Raw genomic sequence first — 20,935 nt, forward strand, 5'->3', positions numbered from 1 at the left:
GAATGGCGGCAGAGATTGGCGTTGCGGTAATCGGATTTGGATTGGCAGGACAGGTCTTTCACGCACCTTTTGTGAGTGCCGTCCCGGGGCTTAAGCTTCAGGCGATCGTTCAGCGCAAGGGCGACGAGGCTGGAAAAGCCTACCCCTCGGCGCGAATCCTTCGCTCCTTCGAGGAGGCCCTGGCCGACTCCGCAGTCCAGCTCATCGTCGTGGGAACTCCTAACGAAACTCACTTCAATCTCGCAAAACAGGCTCTCCTCGCAGGAAAACACGTCGTCATCGACAAACCGTTCGCTTCAACCAGCGAAGAGGCTCTCGAGCTGCAGGAACTTGCTCTGAAGCAGGGCCTCGTACTCGCACCCTTCCACAACCGCCGCTGGGACGGAGACTTTCTAACGGTGAAGAACATCCTCAAAGACGAGTCAGTAGGACGGCTGGTGACCTACGAGTCGCACTTCGACCGTTTCCGTCCCGTGCCTCGCGGAAACACCTGGAAAGAGGGCGCCAGCAGCGCGAACGGGCTTCTCTTCGACCTCGCTCCTCATCTCGTAGACCAGGCGCTTTCCTTGTTCGGCGCGCCTCAGGGCATCACCGCCAGCGTTCGCATGGACCGCGACTCCACCGACATCGAAGATGCCTTCGACATCACCCTCGAGTACCCAAAGCTCCGCGCCCACTGCCGCTCCAGCATGCTCGCCTGCGACGCTGCTCCGCGCTTTCTCCTGCACGGAACCAGGGGGAGCTTCAAAAAGTTCGGCCTTGACCCGCAGGAGCCAGCCCTCCTCGGCGGCGCGAAGTTGCCGAGAATGGGCGAGGGAGAGTGGCTCGCCGACGCCAAGGAACACTGGGGCACGCTGACCGTGGCTCCAGACCCGAACGAGCCTGGCATCCTCACCCGCACCCAGGTAAAGACCGAACTCGGCGACTACCGCTTCTACTACGCCAACGTACGCGATGCCATCACCGGCACCGCCGAGCTGACCGTAAAGCCACAAGACGGCTACCGGACCATCAAGCTGCTCGAGATGGCACGGCAGAGCTCACTCGAAGGACGCACCCTGCCCGTCACCTTCTAAGCGCTAGCCCTCCATCCATCGCCCTTTGCCTTGGTAGAGTAGACAATATGCAAATGGAGCAGACGATGAAATCGCAGAGCCTGCCGCAGGGTTTTGCGTGGGGTGCTGTCAAAGCCGGAATCAAGGCAAGCGGCAACACGGATGTAGCGATTGCCGTTGCAACTCAGGGCGCGAACGGCGCCGCAATGTTTACCAGGAACCAGGTAGTTGCGGCGCCCGTCACCGTGGGACGCAGGCACATGGCGACCACCGGCGGCCGCGTAAGCGTCGTACTCGTCAACGCCGGCAATGCGAACTGTGCCACAGGCCAGCCGGGTATCGACGCCTGCGTGCAGACCTGTGTCGCCGCCGCCGAAAGCTTTCACTGCATCTTCGATGAAGTCTTCCCCTCCTCGACCGGCATCATCGGAGTGCCATTTCCAGCCGAGAAAGTCATCGCCGCCCTGCCAGCGTTGCAGTCTGCGTTGGGAGACACGCCGGAGCACGCAGACTCCTTTGCCCAGGCCATCATGACGACCGACACGAAACAGAAGGTGGCACGCGCTGCCATCGATGTCGACGGCGTTGAGGTCCGCATCTTCGGCGTAGCCAAGGGCGCTGGAATGATCCACCCCCAGCTCGGCGCACCCGTCGGACCGGCTCACGCCACCATGCTGGTCTACCTCTTCACCGACATCGCTGCCGACAGCGAACAGTTGCGCAATCTGCTGGAGCCGGCCGTCGAACGAAGCTTCAACTCCATCTCCATCGACGGCGACACCTCGACCAATGATACGGTCCTGCTCCTGGCCAGCGGAGCCAGCGGCGTCAAGCTCGATGCTCGCACCCAGGAAGCCTTTGCAAACGCTCTCAAGCTGGTCTGTGGATCGCTTGCCTACCAGATCGTCGATGATGGCGAAGGTGTCGGACACGTGGTCACGCTGCACATCACCGGCGCGCGAACAGACGCAGAGGCCAAACAAGTGGCGAAGTCGATCGCTCATTCGCCTCTCTGCAAGACGGCCTGGTCGAGCGGAGATCCGAACTGGGGACGACTGATGGCTGCTGCGGGATATAGCGGCGTGCTCTTCGATCCGGCGCTGGTGACGATCGCCATCGGGAAACAGCCCGTCTTCGAGTTGGGCGTGCGTTCGCCCGCCTTCCAGGAGTCGGCGGCGCACGCCGAGATGATGGCGCGCGACTACACCATTACCCTCGATCTGGGACTGGGAGATGCAGAGTGCAGATTCCTCACCTGCGACCTCACAGAAGAGTACGTGCGAATTAACGCGGATTACTCCACATAAAAAGTCTCATCGGAAGCTAAAGCCGAGCAACGCGAGGCCCCAAGAGATTCGTCCCGCCCAGACCAGTAAACAAGTCACGAAGTGATCGCCCCACGCGCAGTGGGCCCGTCCGGCAGGACGCCATCTTCACACCGGAAGATGACGTTTTCGCGTAAGCCTTATATCGTTATAAGCGTGGGCGCAGGGACGTCTGACTGGAGCAGCGAAAGACTTATGACAACAAAACTGGAAGAAGCCGCCAAAGAGGACTTTACTGCAGAGGTCTCCGAGTGGATTGAAGCGTTTGACGATGTCGTAGCTGCAGATTGGGAGCAGGGCGCAGAGCTCCTCGGAGCCCTGCGGCAGCGCGCTCACGAAGCCGGGGTCCCAACGCCAAGCGAGCTCACTACCCCCTACCGCAACACCATTCCCAAGCACGACGAGCTTCCCTACCCCGGCGACCCGGCGCTGGAGCGCCGCGTCGAAAGCCTCATCCGCTGGAACGCAATGGCCATGGTTCACGGCCAGAACAAGAAGGATGCCGGGATCGGTGGCCACATCTCCACCTACTCCTCACTCGCAACTCTGCTCGAGGTCGGCTTCAATCACTTCTTCCATGCAAAGTACAACGTCGGCGGCAAGGAGCAGCCAGGCGACTTCGTCTACTTCCAGGGCCACGCTTCACCGGGCGTCTATGCGCGTGCTTACCTCGAAGGCCGGCTCGATGACGACCGGCTGAAGAACTTCCGCCACGAGCTGCGCGAAACGCCGGGGCTCAGCTCCTATCCGCACCCTTGGCTGATGCCGGACTTCTGGAACTTCCCCACCGTCTCCATGGGCATCGGCCCACTGAACGCGATCTACCAGGCGCGCTTCATGCGCTATCTGGAAAACCGCAAGCTCATCGAGCCGACCGACCGCAAGGTCTGGGCCTTCGTAGGCGACGGCGAAACCGACGAGGTCGACAGCCTGGGCGCCATCTCGGTTGCCGCACGCGAGAAGCTCGACAACCTGGTCTTCGTCGTGAACTGCAACCTTCAGCGGCTCGACGGGCCGGTGCGTGGCAACAAGCGCATCATCGACGAACTCGAAGGCGTCTTCCACGGCGCAGGCTGGAACGTCATCAAAGTCATCTGGAGCTCCGACTGGGACGCTCTGTTCGAACGCGACCACACCGGCCTCTTGCTGCGCCGAATGGAAGAGTGCGTCGATGGCGAATACCAGACCTTCAAGGCCAAAGACGGGGCATACCTGCGAGAGCACTTCTTCGGCAAGTATCCAGAGCTGCTCGAGCTCGTCAAGGATATGACCGACGAGCAACTGTCCCTGCTTCGTCGCGGCGGACATGACCGCAAGAAGATCTACAACGCCTACAAGCGTGCCGTGGACCACAAGGGCGGCCCAACCGTAATTCTCGCGAAGACCGTCAAGGGCCACGGCCTGGGTTCGGCGCAGGCACGCAATGCAACTCACTCTGAAAAGAAGCTCCCCGACGATGGCCTCGCCGCATTCGTGAAGCGGTTCGAAATTCCGATCCCCGAGGAGGCCGCGAAGGCCGGCACCTTCTACCGTCCCGCGCAGGACGCGCCCGAGATCGTCTACATGCAGCAGCGCCGCAAGGAGCTGGGCGGCTACCTCCCCACACGCGAGGTGCCAAAGAGCGACTTCAAAGCCCCCCCATTGGACTACTTCGCCGAGTGGACTGCCGGATCGAACAAGCGCGCCGTCTCGACGACGATGGGCTTTGTCAGCATCCTGCGCCACCTCATGAAGGACCCCGCAATCGGCAGGCTGATCGTGCCGATCGTCCCCGACGAAGGCCGCACCTTCGGCCTCGAGTCGGCAATCCGCCAGGTCGGCATCTACGCTCCCGAGGGCCAGAAGTACCAGCCCCACGACGCTGACATGTTGCTCTACTACCGAGAAGACAAGGACGGGCAGATCCTCGAAGAGGGCATCACCGAAGCTGGTTCGATGGCCTCGTTCACCGCGGCTGGTACGGCTTACGTCAACTACAAGGTGCCGTCGATTCCCTTCTACATGTACTACTCGATGTTCGGCTTCCAGCGCATCGGAGACATGGTCTGGGCCTTCGCGGACTCACGCGGCAAAGGCTTCCTGATGGGCGGCACCGCTGGCCGCACCACCATGCTCGGCGAGGGACTCCAGCACCAGGACGGCCACAGCATCGTGCTCGCGAGCACCGTTCCCACCTGCATCACCTACGACACAGCCTTCGTCTACGAGTTGGCCGTAGTCATTCAGGACGGCATCAAGCGGATGTACGAAAACATGGAAGACTGCTTCTACTACATCACTATGTACAACGAGGACTACACCATGCCGCCGATGCCCGAAGGCTCGGCAGAAGGCATTCTGCGCGGCATCTATAAGCTGAAGCCCGCGTCAGAAGAGGCGACGGCTCAGTTATTCGGCAGTGGTCCGATCCTCAACGAAGTACTTCGCGCGCAGGAGATTCTTGCGACAGAGTACAGCGTGCATGCAGACGTGTGGAGCGTAACCAGCTACACCGAGCTGCGCCGCGACGCCCTGGCGATCGAGCGTTGGAACAGGCTCCATCCTGCAGAGAAGGAGAAGGTGCCGTACATTATGAAAGCACTCGGATCCGCAGCCGGACCCATCATCGCTACCAGCGACTACATGAAGTCGGTGCCGGATCTGCTCTCGCCGTGGCTGCCTTCGCGATTGGTTACACTCGGCACAGACGGCTTCGGCCGAAGTGACAACCGCGAACATCTGCGCAGACACTTCGAGGTCAGCGCTGAGGCCATCGTCGGAGCCACGCTCTCCAAGCTGGCGCGCGAAGGCAAGTTCAAAGCCAAGGCCGCACAAAAAGCAATGACTGAGCTGGGGCTCGACGTAGAAGCTAAAGACCCGGCACGGGCTTGAGACCGTTTAAATCTGTTGAGATGACGAAGAGGGTTCCTTGCGGGACCCTCTCGTTTTGTAACTTTAAAGCTATATGGAGGATTGGTTGACCGACGCGGGGCTGTACGAAAATCCACTGGTGCCGAATAAGAAGCTGTTGCAGATGTATAGCGTGATGGCGGACGCAAGAGCCCTGGACGAACACATCGCTGACCACATCACCGGACTCCGGAAGCGTACAAAGCCGAAGCGCCGGCTCACCTCCACGCGAGGCCAGGAGGCCTGCCGGGTGAGCACGGCACTCGATCTCCTGCCGGGAGATCTGGTGTGCGACTCGCACCCGGGAGTCGTCATGGATCTCATCTCCGGTCCCCTCTCGAAGACTCAAATCAAATCCCTCCTCAACCGGGTCTCAGAGTTTCAGCAAAATAAGCTCGACGCCAGAAAGCTGGTCCGCGAAGCCGCCTTGGCCCGTGTGCTGCCATGGGTAGAAGATCCAGGTGACCGGCTGCGCATGGCTATGGGAGCAGCCCTCTCCTTCCAGACGCTGAAGCGAGGCAGCGTCGTGGTCGCATACGTCGGACACGAAGAGTTAGGCAGGAAAGAGTGGCAACAGATTATCCAACTCGCCTCCAAACTGGACCTACCAATAATCTTCGTCGTTCTGCCCAACAGGGCAAAGCAAGATCGCGTACCCCAATTAAGCGCTAAGGTTCGTGGATGGGGGATGCCGGGAATTCCCGTAGATGCAAACGATGCCGTCGCTCTCTACCGTGTAACTCAGGAGTCGCTGGGAAGAATCCGAGGAGGCGGTGGACCTGTACTGATTGAATGCAAACAGTACCCCGGGAGCAACCGGAACGGCGCTGCCAGCGATCCTCTGCTGCAAATGAAAGCCTTCCTGCTCGGACGCAAGCTATGCACCCAGGCGTGGCTCGATCGAGCCGACGGGCGCCTTCATAATCTGATTTCATCCACTGAACATTGAGCTCTCCCGTCATCCTTTGGTAACTCTAATAGGAACGTTATGCCCGGTTACACTGGTAGTGGCGTTTCATGCCCCGGGATTGAGGTGTAAGTGCGGATCAAGGCTTCTCTTTGTTTTGCGGCGCTGACTCTCTGCGCTACTTCAACAGCGTTCGCGCAGACGCCATCCCCAGCCCAGGTCCCGGCTCCTCCCCCATCGGAGCCAATAGCAGCGCCAGCTTCCCCTCAGTCAATACCCAGCGCACCGCCCTACGCCGTTCAGCCACAGCAATCTTCACCGTCTCTATCTCCTCCTGCGCCCTCGCCCCAGCCTGTGGTCCCACCCGCCCAGACCACCCCCGAAAAGCCCTACATCGGTTACGCCGGCTACGCTCCTGAAGATCAAAAGATACCCACCGACGAGCTGGGATCGACCTACATCCCGGTTGATAGCTGGGTCTATCCCGCACTGTCGCGGCTCTACTCCATGGGATTCGTCAACACCATGTTCCTCGGCATGCGCCCCTACTCAAGGCGCGCCGTCCTGCACATGCTCGAGGCTTCGCAAAGCGACATCGTCAACAGTGACAACGAGGAGGCTCAGGACATTCTGGCGAAGCTGTTCGCCGAGCTAAGCGCCGAAGATCCCGGCATCTACTCCCGCGCCCTGGTCTACGGACTGGACTCCTCCTACACTCGCCTGCTGGGTATCGACGGTCCCGTCCTGCGCGACAGCTTCCATCTTGGCCAGACCATCAATAACGACTACGGCCGCCCCTACCAATCCGGGTTCAACAGCATCGCCGGAGCCTCCACGACCAACGAGTGGGGGCCATTCTCGCTCTACGTCCGCGGAGAGTATCAACATGCCCCCTCCGCGGTCGGATACTCCGACAGCCTTGCCTCGCAGCTCAACTTCATCGACGAGATCAACTACTCCGGACCGCAGGACACTCTCCCGGCAGGTCAGATCGTGGCGCAGAACCCCTTCCGTCTCGTCGAAGCCTACGCCTCGGTTCACGTGCTGGGGCACGAGATCTCCGGCGGAAAGAGTGACGCATGGCTAGGTCCGGCCACCGGCAGCTCCCTGGCATGGAGCAACAACGCCGAAAACACCTACTCCTTCCGCATCAACCGCGTAGAACCACTCAGCATCCCCTTCGTTTCGAAGGTTCTCGGGCCAGTCCGGTACGACTTCTTCGTTGGGCCTTTGAGCGGGCACACTGTTCCGCGCTCGCCTTGGATCCATGCAGAAATGTTCTCGTTCCGCCCCACCGAAAACTTCGAGTTTGGCTTCGAACGAACGATCATCTGGGGCGGCAACGGGCATGAGCCGGTCACCCTGCATACCTTCTTCCACGGCTTCTTCGATCCAAACGATACCAATCCCGGAGAGAAGAACTCGCCCAATGACCCAGGTGCGCGATTCAGCGACTTCAGCGCCTCCTATCGTCTGCCGCTCCTCCGCCGCTACGTCACCTTCTACGCAGACACCATCTCTCACGACGACGTCACTCCTATCAGTGCGCCGCGCCGCGCCTCCTTCCGAACTGGACTCTACCTCTCCCAGATCCCCAGGCTCAGGAAGCTGGACTTCAGGGTAGAAGCCGTATCGACCGATCCAGGAGTCGGCGCCGCAAGCCGAGGCCAGTTCGCCTACTGGGAGGTCGTACAGGTGCAGGGGTACACCAACAAAGGTTTCATCCTTGGAGACTGGATTGGTCGCGAAGCCAAGGGCGGCCAGGCGTGGTTGACCTATCACATCTCAGGAAACGAATGGCTCCAGCTGGAGTATCTCAACAAGAAGACTCCGGCGAACTTCATCCCCGGCGGCACCACGCAGAACCAGTTCAAGGCAAGTGTCGTCAAGCGGCTTGGACGCGACGTAGAGCTCAACGCATGGGTTCAATACGAGGGATGGAAAGCGCCGATCTACAAGCCCGGCCTGCAGAAAAACACGTCGATCGCTGCACAGTTCACCTGGTATCCCAAGCTGCGCAGTTACCCGCAGCATTAGAGCAACGCCGCAGTTGGTGCACACTCGCTTTCGCTCTTTTTGTTGTCACTCCCGAAGGGAATCTGCTCTTGCAGTTCTTCACCATGAGGCACCTTGCGCTAGCCGCCCAATCGGCTCAGTGGGCAACCAAGGCCTCGGAAAAATCCCCTGGCCGAAAGATCCGCGCTTGTACGTAAGACCTTTTTGCACCTGGGTATACACCTTTGGACCCTATAAAGCCCGATGTGCATCTAATCCTTCTTCCTGAAGGTTTGCTCGGGTAGACTAGAACGAATGGGTTCTCAAAATACGAAGCCGCCGCTTGTCGGTGTTCCGGAAACCAATCAGGCAGGGTTTAGCACGACGGTTACAGATACCACGCTGTCTGAAGCTTTGATCGTGCTTCGGAAGCGTAAGCTGATCCTGATCATCGCAGTGCTGCTTGGTTTGGTGTATGGCATCTACAAGGCAGAGTCCCAGCCAAAGTTATATGAGTCGTATGGACTAATTCAGGTACGGTCGGGATCGTCGAACGAGTACAAGGTCAGCGCAGTCCAGGGGTATGGCGGCGACTCCAGCACGAAGATGCTCAGCGAGATCGAGATTCTAAAGAGCGATTCGCTGATGTTGACAGTCTGTCGCGAGATGGACCTCGCGAACAACGGCGACTTCCTGGAAAGAAAAGCTCCGAACCCACGCGCCAACCTCGAAGACGGAGAAACTAGGCAGGACACGGTCCATCGCATCCAGAGCAATCTGCGCGTCGCGCTCGTCCCCAAGACCGACATCATCCGGATCAGCTACAGCAGTCTGAATGCGAAGCTGTCAGCCGACATCGTCAACAAAGTCATCTCTGACTATGTGCAGCGAAGCTACCAGACGCGATTTGAATCATCGCAGCGAGTCTCGGTCTGGCTCTCCGGCACACTCGAAGGCCTGAAACAAGAGGTCGAGACCTCGCAGGAACAGATGATGGACATGCAGCGTCGTCTTGGCATCCTGGGATTTGATCCGACACACAACCAGATCAGCGCCTCCCTCGACGATCTTGCCAAAGCGGCAGGCGCGGCGAAGCTCGCCCGCATCATCGCCGAAGCCCGCTACCGCGTCGTCAGCGGCATGGATCCGAACACGATCGAAGGCACCATCGATACGACGCCAGGTACAGCGCCGGGTGAGCTCAACACGTTGCGAGGGGCGTTAGCCGCCGCAAAGGCAAACTACGCTACCCTCGAGGCGTCCCTGGGCCCAAACCATCCCCAGGCAAAGGCCCAGAAAGCCCAGATCGACGAGTACATCAAGCAGATCGATGAAGAGCAAAATCGCCTGGTCGTACAGGCCAAGCAAAGCTTCATTGTCGCCCAGGCCAATGAGGCCCAGACCACAGCTGCTCTTGAGTCCCAGAAATCCGATGCCTACAAGCTCAGAGATCAACTGGTCGAATACACCCTGCGCGAACGGGAGTATGAGGCTAACCGAACCTTGTATGACAGCCTGCAGTCCCGCCTGCGTACAGCTAGCGTGCAGTCCGGGCTGGAGTCTCTTGAGGTCGACGTCGTCGATCAAGCCCTGCCTCCGGCTGACCCGATCCTGCGCCCCCAATCGACCGTAATTATCACGGCTCTGGTCTTCAGCCTCCTTGGCGGAATCGTCATCGCCTTCCTCATGGAGAGCCTCGATACAGGCTTGCGCAGCATCGCGGAGATAGAAAGCATCACCGAGCTGCCCTCCCTCGCCATCATTCCGCGCGCGCGTAAATCCTCCGTCGATCAGGCAGCAACCCTCACGACGGCGCAACGGAATATCGGAATCCTCACTCAACCCAAGTCGCAGTTTGCCGAAGCCTTCCGCTCTCTGCGTACCTCGCTCCTGCTCTCGAACACCGGGCATCCGCCAAAGTTCATCGTGCTGACCAGCGCCACGCCCTCCGAAGGAAAGACCACGGCAGCGAGCAATCTTGCGGCGATTCTGGCGCAGCGGGACACCCGCGTTCTACTGATCGATGGCGATCTTCGCCGTCCCAACATTCATCATCGCTTCGGCCTCAACGGCAAGATCGGTCTTACCACCGTCCTGACCGGCGCAACTCTGCTCGAGGACACCGTGCAGAGAGTGCCCGAGATTCCAAATCTCGACATTCTGCCCAGCGGCCCGGTTCCCCCCTTCCCCACCGAGATGCTCAGTTCGGAGGCGATGGAGACCATCCTCAAGCGCTGTGGAGAGCTCTACAACTACATCGTCATCGACTCTCCACCCATCCTCTCCGTCACCGACGGTGTGATCCTCGCCCGCCAGGCAGACGCCGTCGTCCTGGTCGTCCGTCATGGCAAATCGAGCAAACACGTTGTGCGTAGAGCCAGAGATCTTCTGCTCCGCTCCGGCGCTGCTATCACCGGAATCGTACTGAACGCGGTGGATCTGAACTCCCCCGAGTACTACGGCTACTACGGATATTCGGGCTACTCCTACGCGAGTGTCGATTCCGATAGTTGGGAAGCTCAGTCAGCGGGGGGCGATCAAAGCAAAGCCGGGGAGAAGAAACAATGACACGGAACTACGCAGCTCTCCCCACCAATGCCTCCACGCGCCCAACTCAGCGCCTCTGGTCAAGAGCTCTGCTTGCCTCAGTCATGCTCGTTCTCTTGGCCCTCGCCGGCCCCATGGCTCAGGCTCAGTTCAGCGGACCCGCGCTGGGCATCTCGACTGAAGTCAACCCTCCCATCACGATCACGACCGACCCCGCGATTCTCTTTCCTGCAAATCGCGATATCTATCTGGGAACGGGGGACATTCTCACAGTTCGGATTTTCGGAAATGCAGATTATGCCCCAGTGGTACGTATCGGGCTCGACGGCACGGTTCAGCTTCCGTTGATTGGCAGCCTCACCCTCAACGACCTGACTGTCCATCAAGCTCAGGATCTGATCGCTCAGAAGCTGATCGCAGCTGGCATGTTTCGCGACCCGCAAGTTGCGGTGCAGCTCACAGATTCTCCGAATCAAGTGGTCACACTCGTAGGCGAGATCCATGGCATTGTGCCGATTCTTGGACAACGCAGACTCTATGAAGTCCTGGCGGCCGCAGGAGGCGGTGGCGGCGGCGGCGGCGCCAGTGCGACGACGGTGGTTGCAGGCGCAGGGGGAGGTGGACTTCCCGCAACCGCAAGCCACGTCATCACCATTCATCGCTATGGAGTCGCAGAGCCTATCGTCGTCGATCTCGGAACCGATCCCGCCAAGAGTCAGTTGGCCGACATACCGATCTTTCCACGCGACACCATCATCGTTCCCCGCGTAGGCGTGGTCTATCTGCTGGGCGCCTTCAAGACTCAGGGAGCAGTGCCTCTGCAACAAAACTCTCCCCTCACTCTGATGAAGGTGGCGGCCTTATCTGGCGGTCCTCTCTTCGAAGGCCGATTCAACGACCTTCGAATTATCCGCACCACCGGCTTCACCCGCCAGGTCGTGCGCGTCGACATCAAGAAGGTGATCAATGGCAAGGTGCCGGACCCCGTACTCCAATCCGAGGATATTGTCTTCCTGCCGACGAGCCCGATGAAGGCTGCAATCAGTTCGGGAGGACTTTCAACACTATTGGGCATCGTGTCCATCTTGATCCTGGCGGTCCAGCAATAACGGAACACTCTCGTTCTCCCCCGGCCCACACCGTGCCGAGAGACACACAAAATATGGTTTCAGCTTCTTCAGAGGTAGGCCGCAGATTGACGAATAAGGTGAGACTGGCCTATCTGGTGAGTCATCCGATCCAGTACCAGGCTCCGCTGCTGCGGCGAATCGCCCAGGAGCCGGACATCGATCTCACCGTCTTCTTCGGCTCCGACTTCTCCGTCCGCGACTACAAGGACGTGGGCTTCGGCGTAGGCGTCAAGTGGGACGTGCCCTTGCTGGACGGATACCGTTACGAGTTCCTCCCCCTTCTCCGAGACACCGCCAGCCCAGGCGCCCTAAGCCCCATCAACCGCGGTATCTTCAGCCGCCTGCGTGGGCGCAACGGACTCGATCGCTTTGACGTCCTCTGGGTCCACGGATACTCCGCGGTAAACACCATGCAGGGCATGCTTGCCGCAAGATCACTCGGCATCCCTGTCCTGCTTCGCGCAGAGCCGTGGCTCGGAGATCGCCCGCGCGGCGGCCCACGGCTTATCGTCAAGCAGCTATTCTTCAAGCTCCTGCGCGGTCTGGTCGATGCCACTCTGCCCATCGGCACGCTCAACGAAGACTACTGGCGCTACTATCTCGGCGAAGACTTCCCCCAGTTCCCCATGCCCTACGCTGTCGACAATCAATATTTTCAGAGCCGCAGCCGCGAAGCGCACGCCCGTAGAGCAGAGTTATTAAAAGAGTTGAACCTGGATCCCTCACGGCCCATCATTCTATTCGCCTCCAAACTGCAGAGCCGGAAGCGCTGCCAGGATCTCGTAGAGGCCTACCGAAATCTGTCACCGGCTCCCGGCATCGAACCGCATCCCTACCTCGTCATCGTTGGAGATGGAGAGGAGCGCGCAGCATTGGAGAAGCAGGTCGCCGAGAGCGGCATCGCAGGAGTACGTTTCTGCGGATTCAGGAACCAGTCCGAGCTACCACGATTCTTCGACATCGCAACCGTCTTCGTCCTGCCCTCGCGGCACGAGCCCTGGGGACTCATCGTCAACGAAGTCATGAACGCAGGACGTGCTGTGATCGTCTCGAACGAAGTAGGCAGTCAGGCGGACCTGGTTACAGATGGAGTCGAAGGTTGTGTCTTCCCAGCCGGCGACGTCCCCGCTCTCGCCGACGCCTTGAAGAAAGTCCTGGCCACGCCCGAGACTGCCGCCAGAATGGGTCAGCGCGGCCTAGAGCGAATTCAAACGTGGAGCTATGAAGAAGATATTCGCGGCCTGCGACAAGCGATCGCAGCCGTAACACGCAGGCTGAAGCCATGAGGGCACACTCCATAAGTTGTAGCTCCCCCCGCAAATTCCTGCTGCTATGTTTAAGGGTGACGGTCAAACAGTGATGCGGATTCTGCACATAATTGGAACGCTGAACCCGGAGGCAGGTGGTCCTACCGAGTCTGTGCGAGTTCTGCTAAGCTACGGCCCTATCGGCTACACCGGCGAGGTGGTAACCCTCGACGATCCCTCCGCGCCCTACCTCAACGATGTAGGATTCCCGGTCCACGCACTCGGACCCACCAACACCACCTACGGATTCAACTCCAGGCTCCTGCCCTGGCTGCGAGATAACCGCCACCGCTTCGACGGTGTCGTCGTCAACGGGCTCTGGCAGTACTGTGGCTACGCCGCCTGGCGAACCCTCGCCGGCAACACCCCCTATGTCGTCTTCACCCACGGCATGCTCGACCCCTACTTCAAGCATGCATTCCCGTTCAAGCACATCAAGAAGTGGCTGTACTGGATCCCCGCCGAATACTGGATTTTGCGTGGAGCCTATCGCGTTCTGTTCACCTCCAAGGCAGAGAAGCGGCTGGCCGAGCAGAGCTTCTGGCTGCATCGCTGGAACGCCTACGTCGTGCCCTACGGAGCCAGTGGTCCAACAGGCGATCCCGACGCCCAGAAACGAGCATTCTTCGCAAAATGCCCTGAGGCAAAGGGCAAAAGATATCTCCTCTTTCTCGGGCGCATCCATCGCAAAAAAGGCTGCGACCTCCTCATCGACGCCTTTGCAAAAGTCGCCGCAGACGACCCCGATCTCTATCTTGTAATGGCTGGCCCCGATCAGCAACAGTGGAGCGCAAAGCTCAAGGCGACAGCCGCCGGCGCAGGAATCAAGGATCGCGTCTTCTGGCCCGGCATGGTCACCGGCGACGCCAAGTGGGGAGCCTTCTTCGGCTCCGAGGCCTTCATTCTGCCCTCGCATCAGGAGAACTTCGGCATCGCGGTCGCCGAAGCGCTCGCCTGCGGAAAGCCGGTACTGCTTGCCGACAAGGTAAATATCGCCGAAGAGATAGCAGAAGATGGTGCCGGCCTGATGGAGCTGGACACCCTCGACGGCACCCTGCGCCTGCTCAAGGGCTGGATTGGAATGACCATCGCCGAGCGGCAACATATGGCCGAGCTCGCCTACCAGTGCTTCCATCGCCGCTACGACATGCGCGAAAACGCAAAGGCAATCATCCGTCTCTTTGGAACAGCTACGGTTCTCACTCCCACTGCAGTGGAAACCCAGTAAAGGCAGTCCCGATGCCAAAACAAGTTCACTACAATGCGGCGGATCATATCTCGGCCGACACCGCCGCAGACCCCTATCTGCGGCCCGCATTCTCGCTGAACGACCGCCTCCGGCGACTCAACTGGAACCTCTGCTGGGCAATCTTTTATAAAATGTCACCAAGACCGTTACACTCCTGGAGAGCCTTCCTGCTTCGACTCTTTGGAGCGAAGATGGGAAAAGACTGTCACTTCTATCCGAAGTCGAAGGTCTGGGCGCCATGGAATCTCATCTGCGCCGATCAGGTCACGGCTGGTGATGGCGCGGAGATCTACAATCCTGCCCCGGTCACGTTGGGCTCCCACGCCATCCTCTCTCAGGAGGCCTACGTCTGCGCTGCCACTCATGACTATGACGATCCCGCCTTCCCCCTCATCGCCTATGCGATGAATATCGGGGCCTACGCGTGGATCTGTGCTCGCGCCTCCGTTGCGCCAGGCGTGAATGTAGGCGAAGGAGCAGTCCTTGGCCTGGGATCTGTCGCCACCCGCAGCCTCGAGGCCTGGACTGTCTACGCAGGTGTACCCGCAGTCAAAGTAAAAGACCGCAAACAATTCCCCGTCGACTCCAATATCGAATGAGTCCATTTACTGAACAAAATAAAGCGTTAGAGTCCGCTACAGCTGAATAACAAATCGACCTTTACTCACAATGACCCCAATCGGTATCTGTGTAGAAGGCAACGGTATACCAGTGACTCTCAAGATGGTGAATGCGGTAGACCGGGCACGGTATTCCGCCAAATTTGCCGATCAAGTGAGTCTCGGCTGGTGTCATGAGTGAATCGCTTGGATCGGCAACAAGGTAAACAACCGTATCTCCGGCACCAGCAAATCCCCATCCTTCCCATTCGACATGTCTGAATTCTCCATTCGCGGAGAGTGGTAATGCCATAACACGAGCTTTGTATGCTTTTGCGTGCAAGAACCATCGGCTTGCATCACGTACCTCAGAAAAATGCCTAAATATCACTACTGAAATAAACCAATAAAAGATTAAAGCAGCCGTAGTTATCAGGCGCATTCGGCCTCTTCTTCGAATCGCCAGAACGAGTAGGCTAATGCTTACAAGGGGAACTGCGACAACAAAGAAAAGCAGGCCGCTTAAGTCAGAGCTAGTTATAAAAAGGGGGAGAGTGGACGCTATTCCGCCTGCGCAATACAGCAGAGGCTGTAACTCAGAAACATGCAGTCTGCTATTCTTTGTGCTCATGTGAGTGCCATCATAGGGGTTCTGACTTCCCGCTCTACCCATAAAGAAAAAGCAGGACCGAAGTCCCGCTGTCTTTTAAATCTCCAGCCTGCCGGAAATCTATCCTCGTAGCTTCGCCAGAAGATCGGTCGGATGAACCGGCTTAGCCAGAATCTCGAACTCGTGTCCTTGCGCGCGAGCCTTTTCAAGCAGGTCTGCAGTAGCGGCCTGACCTGAAAAAAGGAGAATCTTACACTTCGGAAGCTTGTTGCGTGTGATGATAGCCGCTTCAATCCCGGTCATCCCGGTCATGATCACGTCGCTGATCAGCATATCGGGCACAAAACTATCAAGTGCCTCGACGGCCTTTTCACCGCTGAATACAGCGCGTGCCTCAAAGCCGGCCTGATTGAGAATGATTGCAAGAGTATTCGCAATCACCTGCTCGTCATCAGCAACCAATACCTTGGGCTTGGGTGGTGCGGTGGTAGTCAAATCTGCCATGCTAAATTTTCCCCAAAAGTAGAAGGTTCAAAGTTCAGTTTTAAATTTTCGCGTACGCAGACGGGTCGGTTCATACTTCGCCTACACAGTAATGATACGCTGAGCGCAGAGGTGGTTGATGCATAAACCGCCACAAAATCTCACCGACCGCTTCCCGTACCATTAATCTCCTATGCAGCCAGCCATCATACGTGCAGAACGTGTCGAAAAATACTACGCGCAACCCAGTGAGAACCGCATTCAGGTTATCTCGCCTACCGATCTGTCCATCGCGACCGGAGAGATCGTCGCGCTGCTTGGCCCCTCCGGCTCCGGAAAATCCACGCTCCTGCGAATGTTGACTGGCCTCTCCGCTCCCTCGGCCGGCGAGGTCTACTGGCACGAAAAGCCCATCGCGACCGCCGACGTCAACGTCTCCATCGTCTTTCAAAGCTTCGCGCTCTTCCCTTGGCTCACCGTGCTCGAAAACGTCGAAGCCCCTCTCAAGGCCCGCGGCATGGACGCAGCCGAGCGCCGCAAACGCAGCATGAAGATTCTCGACACTGTCGGCCTCGACGGCTTTCAGGCAGCCTACCCCAAGGAGCTCTCCGGCGGAATGCGGCAGCGTGTCGGCTTCGCCCGCGCCCTCGTCGTCGAACCTGAAGTCCTCTTCATGGACGAGCCCTTCTCTGCCCTCGACGTCCTCACCGCCGAAAACCTGCGCAGTGAACTCCTCGAGCTCTGGCAGAACAAAACCATCCCCACCCAGGCCATCTTCATCGTCACCCATAACATCGAAGAGGCCGTCCTCCTCGCCGACCGCATCATCGTTCTCGGCCGCAACCCCGGCCACGTGCGAACCGACTTCCGCGTCTCCCTCCAGCACCCGCGTGATCGCAAAGCAACCTCCTTCACCCAGCTCGTCGACTACATCTACAAGGTCCTCACCCAGCCCGACGCGCAGCCTCCCGCCCTCCCGCAGACCTCTACCGGAAAGCCCGTCCGCGACCAGCGTCAGATGCACTATCAGATGCTGCCTCATGCCCGTCCCGGCGGCATCGCAGGCCTGCTGGAGCTCGTGCTCGACCACAACGGCAAGGACGATATCTACCGCCTCGCCGACGACCTCGCCTTCGAGATCGACGATCTCCTTCCCATCGTCGATGCCGCCCAGCTCCTCGGCTTCCTCACCGTCACCGAAGGAGACGCCGCCATCACGCCTACCGGCACCGAGTACGCCAACTCGGAGATCCTCCGCCAGAAGGAGCTTTTTCGCACCGCCGCCGTGGAGAATGTGCTCCTGCTGCGCCAGATCGTCCGTGCCATCGAATCCAAGAGCGACCGCAGCGTCCCCGAGGACTTCTTTCACGACATGCTCGACGAGCAGTTTAGCGAAGAAGAGACCCTCCGCCAACTCGAGACCGCTATCAACTGGGGACGATACGCCGAGCTCTTCGACTACGATGCCTCCCGCCGCCGCTTCATCCAATCCGAAAAGCTCCATCAGGAGGCAAACGAAAGCACCGCCGCGGAGATCGATGCATGATTCATCTCCCCGACCGCTTCAGTCGCCTGCAGCCGCGTGAGACCTTGGCTCGCACCCAGGTCCTCGAGCGTGGCTGGCCCTTCTTTCTCGATCTCTGCATCGCTGCCATCGGCCTCGCCTGCTTCTACGCCGTCGTCCGCATCGCCATGTTCTGGGCTGGCCGCCCCGAGCCCGAGTTCATCGTCTCGCTCAGCCCGCGGGCCCTGCCCCACTACGCCTTCTACTCCGTCGTCCGCATCGGCCTTGCCTATCTTCTCAGCCTGCTCTTCGCCATCTCCTACGGCTACATCGCCGCCTACAACCAGCGCGCCGAAAAAGTCATGATTGCGATCCTCGACATCCTGCAATCGATCCCCGTGCTCAGCTTTCTTCCGCCCGTCATGCTCGCCATGATCGCCCTCTTCCCCACCCGCCAGCTCGGCGTCGAGATGGGTGCCATCGTCCTCATCTTCACCGGCTCAGTCTGGAACATGGCCTTCAGCTTCTACTCCTCCCTCAAGAGCATCCCCCGCGAGCTCATGGAAGCCACCAACATCTACTGCTTCTCGCGCGTCCAGCGCCTCTTTCAACTGGAGCTGCCCTACGCCGCCATCGGTCTCATCTGGAACTCCATCATGTCCGTCGCCGGAGCCTGGTTCTTCCTCATGGCCTGCGAGATGTTTCACCTCGGCTCCCGCGACTTCCGCCTCCCCGGCCTCGGCTCCTACCTCCAGACCGCCGCCGACGCAGGCAACGGAGTCGCTATCTGCTGGGGACTCGCCGTCATGATCCTCATCATCGTCGCCACCGACCAGCTCGTCTGGCGACCCCTCATCGCCTGGAGCGACAAGTTCAAGTTCGAGCAGGTCGAGAGCAGCAAGCGCATCACCTCACCCATCCTCCATCTCCTCACCCAATCGACCGCCCTCGCCAGCCTCAGCCATCGCCTCGTAGACCCCCTCACCGAGAGCCTCTACACCCGACTCGCCAAGCACCGCATCGCCAAGCTGCGTCAGCTAACCACCAGCAGACCTCAATCCCGCCTGCTATCGATTGTCGTTCGTATCGTTCTCGTGATCGTCATCGCCGCCGCCGTTCTCTACGCTGCCCTTCAAGCCGTAGCCTTGCTTCGCCCACTTCCAGGAGCCGCCTACCTTCACATCTTCCAGGGGGCCATCGCCACCTTCCTCCGCGTCAACCTTGCTCTTCTGCTCGCCTCCGCCTGGACCATCCCCGTCGGAGTAGCCATCGGCTCCAGCCCACGCCTCGCCCGCATCGCGCAACCCCTCGCGCAGATCGCAGCCTCGGTCCCCGCCACCGCGCTCTTTCCCGTTCTTCTCCTGGCTCTGGTACGCATCGGCGGCGGTATGGGCATCGGCTCCATCGCCCTCATGCTCCTAGGCACACAGTGGTACATCCTCTTCAACGTTATCGCCGGAGCCATCGCCATCCCCTCCGACCTCAAGGAAGTCGCCACGCTCTTCCGCTTTAGCCGTATCCAGCGCTGGAAGACCGTCATCCTCCCCGGCATCTTTCCCTACCTCATCACCGGTCTGGTCACAGCCTCAGGCGGAGCCTGGAACGCCAGCATCATCGCCGAGTACTTCCCCATCAAGGGCCAGATCCTCCAGACCATAGGCCTCGGTGCCATCATCAGCGAAGCCACCGGCGGCGGCCGCTTTCCCGTCCTGCTGCTCGCCACCATGGTCATGGCCCTGATGGTCGTCACCACCAACCGCCTCGTCTGGCGCCCCCTCTTCCGCCTCGCCGAAACCCGCTACAAACTAGGTGCCTGAGCACTGCCGGCTGACCCTTGGCAATTGACCCGTAGAGAAGGAACCGTCATCTCGACCGAAGTCGCACGGCTTCATCGTGCGACGCAGTGGAGAGACCCCCGTATTTAACACTTGCTGTCGCAGCTGTGGTTGTCGTTGCTGTTGCCGTTATCCGTTGATTGTCCCTTTGTTGTCATCCCGCAGGGATCTGCTTCTCTCGTTGCCGGTGTCAGTTCTTTTGTTGTCATCCCGTAGGAATCTGCTTCTGTTTTCTCCCCAAACCATTCAACCAATCCCAAACAAAAAGGAGTACGAAAGCCAGAAAGCTTTCGTACTCCATCCCGCAAAAAAACGCTCTAGCGCCAGTATCCACGGTGATAGCGATAGCCGCCATGCCACCGGTCATAGCTACCCGGCACCCACACCGCTCCCGCACGCGGAGGACGACCATAGTGCCCCGGAGTCCACACATACCGCTGTCCATCCCAGCGATGATATCCGCCCTGCCAAACATATCCCGGCCGTGGCGGGGGACCGTAATGCTCCACAATAGGTGCCGGAGGACCGACACGAATCACAACCTGTGCTTGAGACGCCAGGGGCAAGAGCGAAGAAAACAACGCGAGCACTGCAAGTTTCTTGAGCATGAAATACCTTTCTTGGTTCGCACAACAAAACTTACTGCAGATTAACGACTCATCCAAATATCCCGAAGATCATAAAACCGTCTCCGTCGTTCTCTTGTTAGAACACAAAAACAATACATGGGTTGCGGCACAATGCGAAGGAGGATTGACTTTAACCTAATCAGCACCGGCAGCAAGTCAGTGCCCATTCCTCCTCACAGCAAATAGAAATACAGGAGAAACACTTGAAGCTGAGCCGGTGTCTAATCAAAGAGAATTGACCCGCAGGAAGCCCCTGCCACAACTCTTGGAGTTCTCATGTCTGACGCGTTCCGTCTTGATCCCGCGCGCACTGCCATCCTCAGCATGGACTGCCAGTCCGCCATCGTGTCGATCTATACCAAAAACGATCAGAACGCATTTCTGGAGCGCGCCGCCAGCGTGCTCAATCATGCGCGTGCCGCGGATATGACCGTCATTCACGTCAAAGTCGGTTTTCGACCTGGCCTCCCTGAGGTGAGCCCCCACAACAAGCTCTTCGGTGCAATCAAGACCTCTCCACAACATCAGAAGATATTTGAGGAACCATTAGGGACCATCCATCCGACGCTGGCTCCCACAGAAACCGAGATCATCATAACGAAGCATCGAGTCAGTGCCTTCACCGGCACCGATCTCGCTATGATTCTTCGCGCCAACCATCTGGACACACTTGTACTCTTCGGCATCGCCACAAGCGGCGTTGTCCTCTCTACTCTTCTTGAGGCTAGCGACTCTGACCTCCGCCTCGTAGTCATAAAGGACTGTTGCGCCGACCTCGATACGGACCTGCATAACGCGCTCATCGAGCGGCTATTCCCGTCGCGGGCTATAGTCCTCTCAGCCGCCGACTTCCTCAAGCTCTAGTCCATTG

General features: G+C 59.0%; 17 protein-coding genes. 13 read left to right on the forward strand and 4 right to left on the reverse strand.

What is annotated here, in order from left to right; translation table 11 throughout:
- Window positions 1-2: 2 nt before the first annotated feature.
- From GSQ94_RS00805 to GSQ94_RS00820, 4 genes are all read left to right on the forward strand, one after another.
- Window positions 3-1,076, forward strand: a complete 1,074-nt coding sequence (locus GSQ94_RS00805; RefSeq protein ID WP_158941420.1) for a Gfo/Idh/MocA family oxidoreductase — start codon at window positions 3-5, stop codon at window positions 1,074-1,076.
- A 65-nt stretch (window positions 1,077-1,141) separates the two neighbouring features.
- A complete protein-coding gene (argJ, locus tag GSQ94_RS00810; protein ID WP_254063498.1) occupies window positions 1,142-2,362 on the forward strand; it encodes a bifunctional glutamate N-acetyltransferase/amino-acid acetyltransferase ArgJ in 1,221 nt (406 codons plus the stop codon).
- A gap of 213 nt (window positions 2,363-2,575) precedes the next feature.
- Window positions 2,576-5,251 (forward strand): pyruvate dehydrogenase (acetyl-transferring), homodimeric type, encoded by a 2,676-nt coding sequence (aceE, locus tag GSQ94_RS00815; protein ID WP_158941422.1) that lies wholly within the window; start codon window positions 2,576-2,578, stop codon window positions 5,249-5,251.
- An 85-nt stretch (window positions 5,252-5,336) separates the two neighbouring features.
- The gene (locus GSQ94_RS00820) at window positions 5,337-6,218 is read left to right on the forward strand and encodes a thiamine pyrophosphate-dependent enzyme (RefSeq protein ID WP_158941423.1); all 882 of its coding nucleotides are present in this window, start codon (window positions 5,337-5,339) and stop codon (window positions 6,216-6,218) included.
- 136 nt (window positions 6,219-6,354) lie between these two features.
- Here GSQ94_RS00820 and GSQ94_RS00825 read toward each other — a convergent pair whose 3' ends face one another.
- A complete protein-coding gene (locus tag GSQ94_RS00825) occupies window positions 6,355-6,495 on the reverse strand; it encodes a hypothetical protein (protein WP_158941424.1) in 141 nt (46 codons plus the stop codon).
- A gap of 35 nt (window positions 6,496-6,530) precedes the next feature.
- On the opposite strand from GSQ94_RS00825, the gene GSQ94_RS00830 reads away from it, so the two are divergent.
- The 6 genes from GSQ94_RS00830 (at window position 6,531) to GSQ94_RS00855 (ending at window position 15,003) form a co-directional block, all read left to right on the forward strand.
- Window positions 6,531-8,213, forward strand: coding sequence for a capsule assembly Wzi family protein (locus GSQ94_RS00830; protein ID WP_254063499.1), 1,683 nt, complete (start codon window positions 6,531-6,533; stop codon window positions 8,211-8,213).
- A 273-nt stretch (window positions 8,214-8,486) separates the two neighbouring features.
- Complete coding sequence (locus GSQ94_RS00835) at window positions 8,487-10,739, forward strand: polysaccharide biosynthesis tyrosine autokinase (protein WP_158941425.1); 2,253 nt, start codon at window positions 8,487-8,489, stop codon at window positions 10,737-10,739.
- Complete coding sequence (locus GSQ94_RS00840; protein ID WP_158941426.1) at window positions 10,736-11,827, forward strand: polysaccharide biosynthesis/export family protein; 1,092 nt, start codon at window positions 10,736-10,738, stop codon at window positions 11,825-11,827. The genes GSQ94_RS00835 and GSQ94_RS00840 overlap by 4 nt, the downstream gene beginning before the upstream one ends.
- 53 nt (window positions 11,828-11,880) lie before the next feature.
- Complete coding sequence (locus GSQ94_RS00845) at window positions 11,881-13,134, forward strand: glycosyltransferase family 4 protein (protein ID WP_158941427.1); 1,254 nt, start codon at window positions 11,881-11,883, stop codon at window positions 13,132-13,134.
- Between the two features lie 46 nt (window positions 13,135-13,180).
- A complete protein-coding gene (locus GSQ94_RS00850) occupies window positions 13,181-14,383 on the forward strand; it encodes a glycosyltransferase (protein ID WP_158941428.1) in 1,203 nt (400 codons plus the stop codon).
- Between the two features lie 11 nt (window positions 14,384-14,394).
- Entirely contained in the window at window positions 14,395-15,003 is a 609-nt protein-coding gene (locus GSQ94_RS00855) for a putative colanic acid biosynthesis acetyltransferase (protein WP_174240862.1), read from the forward strand.
- A 61-nt stretch (window positions 15,004-15,064) separates the two neighbouring features.
- Here GSQ94_RS00855 and GSQ94_RS00860 read toward each other — a convergent pair whose 3' ends face one another.
- Both GSQ94_RS00860 and GSQ94_RS00865 read right to left on the reverse strand, forming a co-directional pair.
- Window positions 15,065-15,445, reverse strand: a complete 381-nt coding sequence (locus GSQ94_RS00860; RefSeq protein WP_158941429.1) for a hypothetical protein — start codon at window positions 15,443-15,445, stop codon at window positions 15,065-15,067.
- Window positions 15,446-15,733: 288 nt separating this feature from the next.
- Entirely contained in the window at window positions 15,734-16,117 is a 384-nt protein-coding gene (locus GSQ94_RS00865) for a response regulator (protein WP_158941430.1), read from the reverse strand.
- Window positions 16,118-16,289: 172 nt separating this feature from the next.
- Between GSQ94_RS00865 and GSQ94_RS00870 the strand changes: the two genes are divergently transcribed.
- Window positions 16,290-17,642 (forward strand): nitrate/sulfonate/bicarbonate ABC transporter ATP-binding protein, encoded by a 1,353-nt coding sequence (locus tag GSQ94_RS00870; protein WP_158941431.1) that lies wholly within the window; start codon window positions 16,290-16,292, stop codon window positions 17,640-17,642.
- Entirely contained in the window at window positions 17,639-19,417 is a 1,779-nt protein-coding gene (locus tag GSQ94_RS00875; protein ID WP_158941432.1) for an ABC transporter permease subunit, read from the forward strand. The genes GSQ94_RS00870 and GSQ94_RS00875 overlap by 4 nt, the downstream gene beginning before the upstream one ends.
- A 335-nt stretch (window positions 19,418-19,752) precedes the next feature.
- On the opposite strand, the gene GSQ94_RS00880 is transcribed toward GSQ94_RS00875, so the two are convergent.
- Window positions 19,753-20,043, reverse strand: a complete 291-nt coding sequence (locus GSQ94_RS00880; protein ID WP_158941433.1) for a YXWGXW repeat-containing protein — start codon at window positions 20,041-20,043, stop codon at window positions 19,753-19,755.
- Window positions 20,044-20,340: 297 nt separating this feature from the next.
- On the opposite strand from GSQ94_RS00880, the gene GSQ94_RS00885 reads away from it, so the two are divergent.
- Entirely contained in the window at window positions 20,341-20,928 is a 588-nt protein-coding gene (locus tag GSQ94_RS00885) for an isochorismatase family cysteine hydrolase (RefSeq protein WP_158941434.1), read from the forward strand.
- The last annotated feature ends 7 nt before the right edge of the window (window positions 20,929-20,935 follow it).

The sequence above is a fragment of the Granulicella sp. S190 genome (genome assembly GCF_009766095.1).
Taxonomy (GTDB): domain Bacteria; phylum Acidobacteriota; class Terriglobia; order Terriglobales; family Acidobacteriaceae; genus Edaphobacter.

Bases quoted from the DNA above. Each gene is read 5' to 3' on its own strand.
- GSQ94_RS00805 (WP_158941420.1), top strand. From the start codon at position 3: ATGGCGGCAGAGATTGGCGTTGCGGTAATCGGATTTGGATTGGCAGGA.
- argJ (WP_254063498.1), top strand. From the start codon at position 1,142: ATGAAATCGCAGAGCCTGCCGCAGGGTTTTGCGTGGGGTGCTGTCAAA.
- aceE (WP_158941422.1), top strand. From the start codon at position 2,576: ATGACAACAAAACTGGAAGAAGCCGCCAAAGAGGACTTTACTGCAGAG.
- GSQ94_RS00835 (WP_158941425.1), top strand. From the start codon at position 8,487: ATGGGTTCTCAAAATACGAAGCCGCCGCTTGTCGGTGTTCCGGAAACC.
- GSQ94_RS00840 (WP_158941426.1), top strand. From the start codon at position 10,736: ATGACACGGAACTACGCAGCTCTCCCCACCAATGCCTCCACGCGCCCA.
- GSQ94_RS00845 (WP_158941427.1), top strand. From the start codon at position 11,881: ATGGTTTCAGCTTCTTCAGAGGTAGGCCGCAGATTGACGAATAAGGTG.
- GSQ94_RS00850 (WP_158941428.1), top strand. From the start codon at position 13,181: ATGTTTAAGGGTGACGGTCAAACAGTGATGCGGATTCTGCACATAATT.
- GSQ94_RS00855 (WP_174240862.1), top strand. From the start codon at position 14,395: ATGCCAAAACAAGTTCACTACAATGCGGCGGATCATATCTCGGCCGAC.
- GSQ94_RS00860 (WP_158941429.1), bottom strand. From the start codon at position 15,445: ATGCGCCTGATAACTACGGCTGCTTTAATCTTTTATTGGTTTATTTCA.
- GSQ94_RS00865 (WP_158941430.1), bottom strand. From the start codon at position 16,117: ATGGCAGATTTGACTACCACCGCACCACCCAAGCCCAAGGTATTGGTT.
- GSQ94_RS00870 (WP_158941431.1), top strand. From the start codon at position 16,290: ATGCAGCCAGCCATCATACGTGCAGAACGTGTCGAAAAATACTACGCG.
- GSQ94_RS00875 (WP_158941432.1), top strand. From the start codon at position 17,639: ATGATTCATCTCCCCGACCGCTTCAGTCGCCTGCAGCCGCGTGAGACC.
- GSQ94_RS00880 (WP_158941433.1), bottom strand. From the start codon at position 20,043: ATGCTCAAGAAACTTGCAGTGCTCGCGTTGTTTTCTTCGCTCTTGCCC.
- GSQ94_RS00885 (WP_158941434.1), top strand. From the start codon at position 20,341: ATGTCTGACGCGTTCCGTCTTGATCCCGCGCGCACTGCCATCCTCAGC.